General features: G+C 63.2%; 6 protein-coding genes and 1 pseudogene. All 7 read right to left on the bottom strand.

Going from position 1 to position 8,988, the window contains the following annotated elements; translation table 11 throughout:
- Positions 1 to 42: 42 nt before the first annotated feature.
- Complete coding sequence (locus PMES_RS15710) at positions 43 to 1,899, bottom strand: type IV secretory system conjugative DNA transfer family protein (protein ID WP_236549845.1); 1,857 nt, start codon at positions 1,897 to 1,899, stop codon at positions 43 to 45.
- Positions 1,900 to 1,907: 8 nt separating this feature from the next.
- Positions 1,908 to 4,241: a relaxase/mobilization nuclease domain-containing protein gene (locus PMES_RS15705; protein ID WP_159966684.1), complete on the bottom strand. Its 2,334-nt coding sequence runs from the start codon at positions 4,239 to 4,241 to the stop codon at positions 1,908 to 1,910.
- Positions 4,228 to 4,821: a helix-turn-helix domain-containing protein gene (locus PMES_RS15700; RefSeq protein WP_159966683.1), complete on the bottom strand. Its 594-nt coding sequence runs from the start codon at positions 4,819 to 4,821 to the stop codon at positions 4,228 to 4,230. The genes PMES_RS15705 and PMES_RS15700 overlap by 14 nt, the downstream gene beginning before the upstream one ends.
- Before the next feature lie 516 nt (positions 4,822 to 5,337).
- Positions 5,338 to 5,544: a hypothetical protein gene (locus tag PMES_RS15695; RefSeq protein WP_007120662.1), complete on the bottom strand. Its 207-nt coding sequence runs from the start codon at positions 5,542 to 5,544 to the stop codon at positions 5,338 to 5,340.
- A gap of 540 nt (positions 5,545 to 6,084) precedes the next feature.
- Positions 6,085 to 6,180, bottom strand: a pseudogene (locus tag PMES_RS16985) (DUF2493 domain-containing protein); the annotation flags it as partial.
- 7 nt (positions 6,181 to 6,187) lie between these two features.
- Positions 6,188 to 7,204, bottom strand: coding sequence for a nucleotidyltransferase family protein (locus PMES_RS15685; RefSeq protein WP_268892432.1), 1,017 nt, complete (start codon positions 7,202 to 7,204; stop codon positions 6,188 to 6,190).
- A 132-nt stretch (positions 7,205 to 7,336) separates the two neighbouring features.
- Complete coding sequence (locus PMES_RS15680) at positions 7,337 to 8,266, bottom strand: DUF2493 domain-containing protein (RefSeq protein ID WP_159966682.1); 930 nt, start codon at positions 8,264 to 8,266, stop codon at positions 7,337 to 7,339.
- Between the last annotated feature and the right edge of the window lie 722 nt (positions 8,267 to 8,988).

Here is an 8,988-nt window from a genome sequence, read left to right as displayed (position 1 = left end):
CTCTAAAATCAAACAAACGGCTCAATCCAAACTGGCCTACTTTTACGCCGCCCTAATGGACCAATTTTGCACCGCCCTTGACACGGCGGTCTTCTTTGGGGCGAGATGGGTTTGCTCTGACGATTGGCCATCAGCAGCCTGGCGCGCGGCCTCAACCTCGGCCTCGGATCCGCCTGAACCGTCAGCTGGCGGCGTCATCGGCATGGCGCGCATACTCAACGGCAAATTGCCCTGCGACCCCCCGCCCCCCGGCTCCGGAAACGGCAACTCGCCCGTCTGTGCTGCGTGGATCGCCTTGAACAGCCGATCGTCGAAGTACTGGATCCGTTTGGCCCGGACCGGCATTTGCGCGTCGATGACCATGACGATTTCATCGAGCGGCAGGCGGCGCGCTTCATCTTCGGGCAATAAGGAACTTTCTTCGGTCCGTGTGGATTGGCTGCGCCCTTCAAAGGGGTTCTTGCCGATGGACTGAGACCGCGTGACGACCGTCTTCGTGGTCTTACCGACCGCCTTGCTCAGTTCTTCGACGGTTTTTTCATCTGACGGTGTCAGGTAGAGCTTCACCCCCGCGTTGCCCTGCAGGGCGCGGCGGGTGTTCTCGCCATAGATTTCATCGAGGGCGGGGATCGTCTGGGTGACCACGGCCAGGTGGCCGCGATAGGTGCGCAGGGTCTCAATGCTCTCGACCACGATCGGCATTTTGCCGAGACGGTTGAACTCGTCAAGCATGATCATCACGGGCCAGGGCTCGTCGGGGCCGGGATCCTTTTCCTGCATGGCCGAGAGAAGATCGGAGAAGAAGAGCCGGATCAGCGGCGCAAGCGGCTTCACCATCAGCGGCTGGACCACGAGATAGACGGAGAAGGGTGTCTTACGGATCGTGCGGAAATCAAAGTCCGACACGGACGTCGCCTCATCGATGGCCGGGTTCTGCCATTGGTCGAGCCCCGAGGTCATCAGGAGCGAAACATAAGAGGTCAGCGTGTCGTTGTTGGTGGAGGCCAACCGCGTGAAGATCAGCTTGGCGGCCCTGTTGTCCACCTCGTGCCCCCGCGCGAAATACTCCTTCTGCTTGTTCCCACCGGAGGCCGCGATGCGGTAGATCTCGCCTAGCGTCGGGCGCTTGCGCTGGAAGGCCAACAGGCCTGCCGCCACGAAGAGATCGATTCCGCCCTTGAGGAGGCCCTGCACCCGGTCGTTGTCGCTCTGCAGGAAGAGCGTCGCGAGGAGCTGCAATTCCATCTGCTGGCGCGCGGGATCTTTCAGTTGATAGATGCGCAGGAGCGGGTTGTAGCGATGCGTGCGCTTGCCCTCCCAATCGGTTGGGGCAAAGCGGTAAACCTTGTCGCCTTGGGCTGCACGGTGCCGGGCCGTGGCCTCGAAACATTCGCCCTTTACATCGAGCGTCACGGCGGAGCCCTGCCAGGTCAGCAGGTTCGGAATGACAAAGCCCGTGGTCTTGCCGCGACCCGTGGGGGCCACGATCAGCGCGTGCGGGAAGACTTTCGAGCAGATGTAGTTGGCCCGAGAGCCCGGCGGCCCCAGCTTGCCGAGGATAAACCCGGTCCCGGGTGCGCCGAAGAAGCCATTGGCCTTCATCTCGCGCGCACTTTGCCAATGGGTCTGGCCAAAGCGTGTGAGGGCCGAGCCTGAAAGGGCGAGGCTCAGCATCATGCCGGCGGCGGCGAAGCTGCCGATGATCAGGTGAATAAGTTGCGCGTCCTCAGGGCGACGGTCGAGGATCACCAGATAGTTCTGCGCGATATAGGCAAAGTCGATCTCGGCCCCGAAGCCGAGATCCTGGTAGGTCAGCACCGCCGAGGCGATGGTGTAGCCCATGGCCCCGGTGACCAGCGTCACCAGCAAAACCCCTGTTGCGATCCGCGCTTTTCCCATGGAGGCGCTCAATGAATCTGGCCCCGCTCGGTCTCGCCATCCAAGTCTGTGGCGCGGTGTTTTTCATATTCGGCGTCGGCGAGATCATCGACCACCTGGCGCAAGGCCTCCGTATTGGCCGTCGCTGCATCAGATTGCAGGTAGACCTTGGCGACATAGAGCCGGTCGAGGCGGTCCTCGAGAACCTTGTCCAGCGCATCGGCATCGCCGGATGTGAGCCGCTCAAGTTGACGGTCATCCAGCACCCGCGCGATCTCGTCGCGAAATGCGTCCCGCTCCGCCTCGGTCTCGAAGGGCGCGGACAACTCCCCCGCCCGTTCATGATCAAGGACACGTGCAATCTCCTCTGGGACACGGTCGGTACGGTCAGTCTGCGGCGCCGTTTCATCGCGGGTGGCTAGACGTTCGTCACGCGTGCCAACCCCAAGCCCCTCGCGCAACTCGTTGTCGCGGCGAACCTGATTGATGGCCTCAGTGTCCCGGATCTCGACGACGGCCGCATAGGTCGCGCCGAGCCCACGGACGAGGTGGGACGGCATGTCCGGATAGCGCGCGCGCAAGTCATCCGCGACCGCATCTGCAACGGGCGTGCGGAGGTCGCGTCCCTCCATGATCCGGTCGACCTCACGGGTGATCTCGCTGGCGCGGGAAGCATCGGTGATGGTCTCCCTGTAGGGCTTAGACCGGTCGATCACATCTCCTGGGCGTGCGAGCAGCTCCGGATGTGCCTCGAGATACGCGCGCTGCTCGGTCTCGATCCGGCGCTCTGCCTTTGAGACCACCTCCCAATCCCGGTCCTCGATCTGCTGCACTGTCAGGCCCTCGGCGCGCATCTCCTGACGGATTGTACCTTCCATCATCCGGACCGCGCCCTCGTGATAGTGGAACCGCTCGCTAACCGCTTCCTCCTCCATGACACCATCCCGGCGCAGCACGTTCTCCCGTTCCAAAAGCATACCAAGCTCGACATGCACATCGTTGAGAATGTCTCGCGCCTGTTCCAGATCGGCGCGGCGCTCGAGGTTGAGATCCCGGGCTTCGGCCACTTTGGATAGATCATTGGCGATCCATTGATGCTCGAGCGCTGCATTTGAGGCGCCCGTCTCGATCCGGGCCACCACTTCCGATGTGCTGATCCCGGTGCCGTGTAGTGCCGCGCCAATGCGCGATCTCAGGTCGGGCTCGGCCAGTCGCTCGCGCTGGCTGGCATCAATATTGGCCTCGGAATAGATCCCGCCCTCCGAGGGGGCCTCTGACAGCGTGGATGATCGCAATCCGAGAGGCTGCATGTGCTGGACCTGCGTCTGGATCTCGATGAGACGTTTTTCCAGCACGGGACGTTCCGCGTCGGACTTCTCGGCGATCATGCCCTGCACCCGCGCGAGCTTTTCCGCATAGAGGCTTCTCAGATCCTCGAAACTTTGATCCTCGGCCATATACACATCTCCTGTTCGGTCCACCTGCCCGCCGCGCGCCAGCACCTCGCCCGCGCGGAAGAGTGCCGCGGCAATATCCTCGCGGGCCTCTCTGGAGGCTTCCGCAGCGAGTGAATGGTAGACGGTTTTAGTGTTGGCGATCTCCGCCAGCGTCCGCGTCAGGTCCTGCCCCACACGCTCCCGCTCGCGGGGCGCGCGGCCCTCTTCCTTCGCCGCATAGACCTCGCGGGTAGCGGCCGGGTAATGCACAACCCCGCGATCCACCCGGTGCGTGGCTTCCAGGCGCACGCCGTACTTCTCCGCCTCCTCGACCATGGCGAGGCGGAAGTCGTCATAGTTGAAGCGATGGTTGCGCCCGAGGAAAAAGAACTCGCCTTCCTGCGAGCGGCGGTTCAGCACCAGATGCGCATGCGGGTGATCGCGGTCCTCATGCACCGCGATGATGTAGTCGAAATGCCCCTCTTCGGTCTGGAAGAACCGCTCCGCCACATCCGTCGCGATGTCGCGCACATCCTCGCCCCGCGTGCCGATGGGAAAGGACATGAGCATGTGCGTGGTCTGGCCAAGCTTGGGCTTGAACCCCGCATCCCACCGCTTGGCAAAGCGCTCTGTGAGGTCCTTGATGTCGCCCGCCTCGAGCTTCGCCTTTCCATCCAGAAACCCGCTACTGTCGACGATATGGGTGGACTTGGTCGTGAGGTAATCGAGCTGGTTTGCGAGCTGCGATTTGGTATGCGTGCCCCCGCCCCGGATCGCCTTGAAGACCGCTGGCCGATGCCCTGCAGCCGCGCGTATGAGCTGTTTCTGCTTGGCGACATGCAGCCCCTGCATTGAGCCCCGAACGCGGCTCCAGCCATCCCGGAAGACCTCGCCCGTGACGGTGTGGACAGCATCATTCAGCCGCATGGGCAAACTCCCTCAGCGCGGCCGTGGCCTCAAGCTGCATCGCGTCTCGCCGGCGTCGCAGGAGCAGGTCGATCTCGTCAGCAGAATCCAAGATGAACCGCGCCAGCCCGCGCATCTGTGCGAGGCGCAATTCGGTGAACTCGGCACTCGTGCCCCCCACGGCCCCCTGCCCCCGCCGGTTGGCCTGCGTCATCTGCTTAGCGATCTGCCCGACCCCATTGCCGACCTCGTGCAGCGAGGCGCGGTAGCGCGCCATCTCAGCAGCCATCTGCGCGTCCGGTACAAACACGCCACCCGCCGCCTGGATCAGCCGCCGCAACCCCTCGGCCCGGCTCTCGATCCCGGCCTCGGCCAGCACCTCGTCGAGCGCCGCGAGCTCCGCAGCCGTGACCTTCACACTGACTGCTGACACCGGAATTGCGGCATCCGTCTGGCGCTCGGCATCGGCTTTGAGCGTGTACTGGATCGCCCGGGGCGACACGCCAAACCGTTCCGCCAGCACTGAAGTGGAAACGCCTTCCGCGGCTTCGCGAACGATCTCCATGCGGTCCGCATTTGTGAGACGTTTTGAGCGCGACATGCGAAGAAAGACCCCCTATTTCCTGCCACCTTCCACCAAGGCTGCCCCTACCTTACGATAATATACCCAACTGTCAATTATATACTTACGTCGCCTTCAGTCTCAGGCAGCCTTGGTGTCCGCTTCCCCCGCGACCCGCAGGGACGCGGCTCTGCCGCCCTCACCACCGGGCGACACCTGTCTTAGGGGTCCCGTCCGCCAGCCCCGCCGGAGGCTCTGGCCGAACACGCATGTGTTCGGACCGAACCGCGGGCGGGCGCAAACCCCACCGACAGGGCGGACAGGCAGGGTCAAGGAGGGCCAGATTTGGCTCCGCCAAATCTCTGCCGCAAAAACCAGAAGGCCCTGGCCGATAGGTTTTTGTGGATGGCCCACTTGAGGCTGACTGGCCGGTCTGTCGCGGCCTGATCATTCCGGGCGGAGTGCGTCCGTTGAACGCGCAGGGACCAGCATCCCTGGAACAGGGATCGGGCCGCCCCAAGATCGTCCTGGGGCGGCCCATCCTCGTCAGAGGATTCAGTCCTGGGGATCCTTCGCGCTCGGCGGGAACATCACCAGCTCCGAGACCGCGACCGGGAAGTCGAGCTTGAGGCTGAAGAACTCCGAGCCGTCCCCGTTGCGGGTGTTGCGGAACATCGCACCCACGCGCTGAAAACGAGTGCGCTCCTGGCCATCGGTATCGGTGAACTTGACGGGGACTGTGGCGACGTAGTGGTTGGTCATTTGGGTTACTCCTTGTTGCGATGGGGATCACCCGGCACGGGGGCAAGAGGCCCGATCGCAAGCGCAAATGCGGAGGATCCGCGGCCCCGCCGTGGAAGCCGTATTTGTGCTTGCCGAAGCGTGAGCTGAGGGCACGAACGGGCCGACCCCGTGCGATCCACATCTATGAGCAAAAAGGAGAGACCCGAATGACCCTTGCCATCACGCAGCAGCCACCGTCCGCGTCCTCGTCCCGCCAAGCCTGGCCGGGGTGCTGACGGAGCCCGTCCGCGTGGGTGTGATGTTCCGAAACGCCACCCGGGGGTTGTGCTGGTCTTCAGCCTCAAGTGCGACGTCTCGACCCCTCGCGTCTTGCTCTGCTGACGATGCGCGTGACATGCGCACCATCCCCAGCCCGTACCGATGCGGATGAGCCGCACTCTGACGGACCGGGTAGAGAGATAACGGTGCTGGCCGCCGCAGACTGCCGATCACGCGTGACCGATCGCACGCACTATGAGTGCATGACGAAAAGGCCGCGCCAAGCGCGACCCCCTCTCTTCAATCTTGCGCAGCCTTATTCGCCGGGTCGGCAACCCGTATGACCGTCAGGCCATTCGCTTCCGCCTTCTGCCCGAGGTTCAGGGGAACCCCATTTCGGCATTCACACTCCCAACCCGTCGAGGATTAGTTTCGTCTCAGGCATCCGGATCAGTGAGTTCCCAATATGCTCCCGCCAGCGCGGGCCGACCTCCAGAGCAGCGGCATAGGCGCGGGCTAGATCATCAGGGCGGTCCTCGGCCATCGCCTCGATCAGGAAGGCCGCCTGCTCGCGGTCCTTGGCCGACTTGAGGCTGCCTGCCCCGTCGCGTCGCCGATCGGAGATGATCAGTTTATGGACTGCGTATCTCTCCGGACGTGGCACTTGGACCAGAACGCCGGATCGATAGATCGCCGCCGCATGGATCGGCTCAGCGATCAGGAAGTTGAGGTAGTTCAATCCTTGGGCGTTCACGCCCAATGCTGGCAAATCACGGATGGTCTCATCTCCGAAGGCCGGCGTGAGAAACTCGACCAACTGGCCGCTGCCACCCTGGGCCCATCGCCATGTCCGACCTTGGTCAAGAGCTGGCAGAGGATCGAATTTGAGCGCCGAGAACGTCTCGGCAAGACCCGGGTCGACCTGATCCTGCAACGCAACGCTGAGCTTCTCGAACTGCGCGATGTCGATGTCGCCAGTATTGGCCATACCGCCAATTGGCAGACGGATACCAAGCTCGCCTTCATAGAGGCGAAATGCATTGGTTCCGACGATGGTGCCACCCAACCGGAATGTCCCTACTGCGGCCATCGCGGACAGGATGGACCCGGTGGCCCGGTCTGTGGGGGTCATGCCTTCGGCGCGCAGAAGTCGAACGAGCCGCGACCGTTCTGCCTGCCGCTCCTTGGCGGTCGCGCGCAGCTCTTCGATCCGGTCGATTCGTGTGCGCGTCTCGTCACTGTCCTCGCCGATATAGATGAACCGCATCTCCGTTCCGACGCGTCGCGCGGCGTACCAATAGGCCTTGTCGCCGCGCTCCTTGAGCGTCGGCTTGCCTTCGACACCGGACAAGGCGTCGTCCTTAAGAAGACGCACCAGGTCGGTATAGGCGCTCATCGCGATGCTGCTGAGTGGGGTCATACCTATCATTTCCAAGTTTTGCTTGGCATACATATACCTATCAAAACAGGAAATTGCTAGGCAAAGTGATTTGGAGAACGTCCACACCCATGAGAAACGACGTAAGGGCCGCCCGAAGGCGACCCTCTCTCTTCAATCCTGCGACGTCTTCTTCGCCGGGTCCGCAACCCGCATGACCGTCAAGCCTTTCGCTTCCGCCTTCTGCCCGAGGTTCAGCGCGACCCCGTTGCCGCCGAAGAGTACAACGCCCGTCGCCGCGAACTTGTCGTCCAGCATTTCGTCGTTGCACTTGAACGGTGCCGCCCGCCCGTGCGCGGACCAGCGCGGATCGAAGCGCGCCTGCGCTATCCCGCGCGCCCGGGCCCACCGAGCCGCAATCATCTCCGCCCCGTGCTTGCCACCCTTATGGCAGAGGAAGATCTCCTGGTTGCGGTTCTGCTTGATGCGTTCGCGAACCTTGTCGAGCGTGTTGAAGATCACATCGACATCGGTCCAGTCGGTGGCGCCTGAGACGATCAGGGGCACCCCCTCGACTTTCGACTTCTCGGCGGTTTCACGGTCGTGCTGCTCCAGGAGCCGCCGCGCCTCGAAGACCGCCCCGGTCTCCTGCGCCCGGACGCTTGCGCGCGACCCGGCTGCCGGGATGAAGGCGTGACCGGTCTCGATCTCGTAGCATTCCGCCGCCGCCTCGCTCATCACCTCGATGGCGCCGACAATCTCGCGCAGCTGCAAAAAGCGCGCCTGCGCCTCTTCGAGCGCGGTCTCGGCGATCTCCGATCCGTCGTGAGATTTTGCCAGCGCGCCGATCTTGTCGGCGGTGCGGTCGACCTCCTTGCCAAGCGCCACCTTGCGGCGCTGCAGGATCGTGGCGAGCCCGTGCGCCAGCGGTTCGATTTCCGCTTCAAGCCCGGTCCCGCGCAGCAGTCCGAGCAATGCATCGAAGCTTTCGCGGATGATGCGGTCGGTCAAGACGTGATCCTCGGGGATCGGCAGCTGCGCGTCCTTCTCGGTCAGCCCGAAAAGCTCGATGGTCTCGTAGGTGTTAGCGGTGTCGTAAGCCATGTTCTTTCTCCAGATATTGGGTTCGACCACCACGTGAGTGTGGTGGCATGGCCGAATGTCTGGTTTCCGAATCTGCCCGGGTCAGGGACGGCGCAGCCGCCGGCTTGCCGGGCGCAAAAGTTTTCCGCGTGCAGCACCGGACACAGGCGCGCCCTCACGCATGGGACCGCCCCGCGCCAAAGGCCCCGCCCTCGCCGAAAAGTTTTGCGATCCTTGACGCGGGCTGATTTGGGGGCCATCCGGAGGATATGCTTCCGCACTCATGTGTGTGTGTTTTGACGGTAGGTTTGCCCGACCCGAGCAGGCAAACGGCCCGACCGGACGCGGAAGACGGATGAAGCGGCGGGATCGTTTTGCCCCGCAAAACAGACCAGAGCGCAATCCGGCGGAGCGGCCGGGGAGGGACGTGCTCGCGAGGCGGGCAAACCGGGATGCCGGGTGCTGCGCCGCGGTGAGGCCGCATGGCCGAATGCGCGACGGACCGAAGGGCCGTTCTCCCCTGCGACACGCGAAGCCGAGCTGGGGAGGCCGCAAGGCATAAGCCAAGGTTGATGTGCAGGGGCTACGCTTTAGGCTATACGGATTACTTCTCCAAGCTTGCGACGTGATCGGACGGGGAGCCGCCGTTCGCTGCACGAGCTGACCTAATGGGATGAACTGCCTTCCCGCCAAACCGCAGCTATTGTTGCGGGCATCGGTGGAGAGATAGGAGCATTCTGATG

Source organism: Profundibacterium mesophilum KAUST100406-0324, from assembly GCF_009835145.1.
In the GTDB taxonomy this organism is placed as follows: Bacteria; Pseudomonadota; Alphaproteobacteria; order Rhodobacterales; family Rhodobacteraceae; genus Profundibacterium; species Profundibacterium mesophilum.
This window is presented reverse-complemented; position numbering and strand designations above follow the sequence as displayed.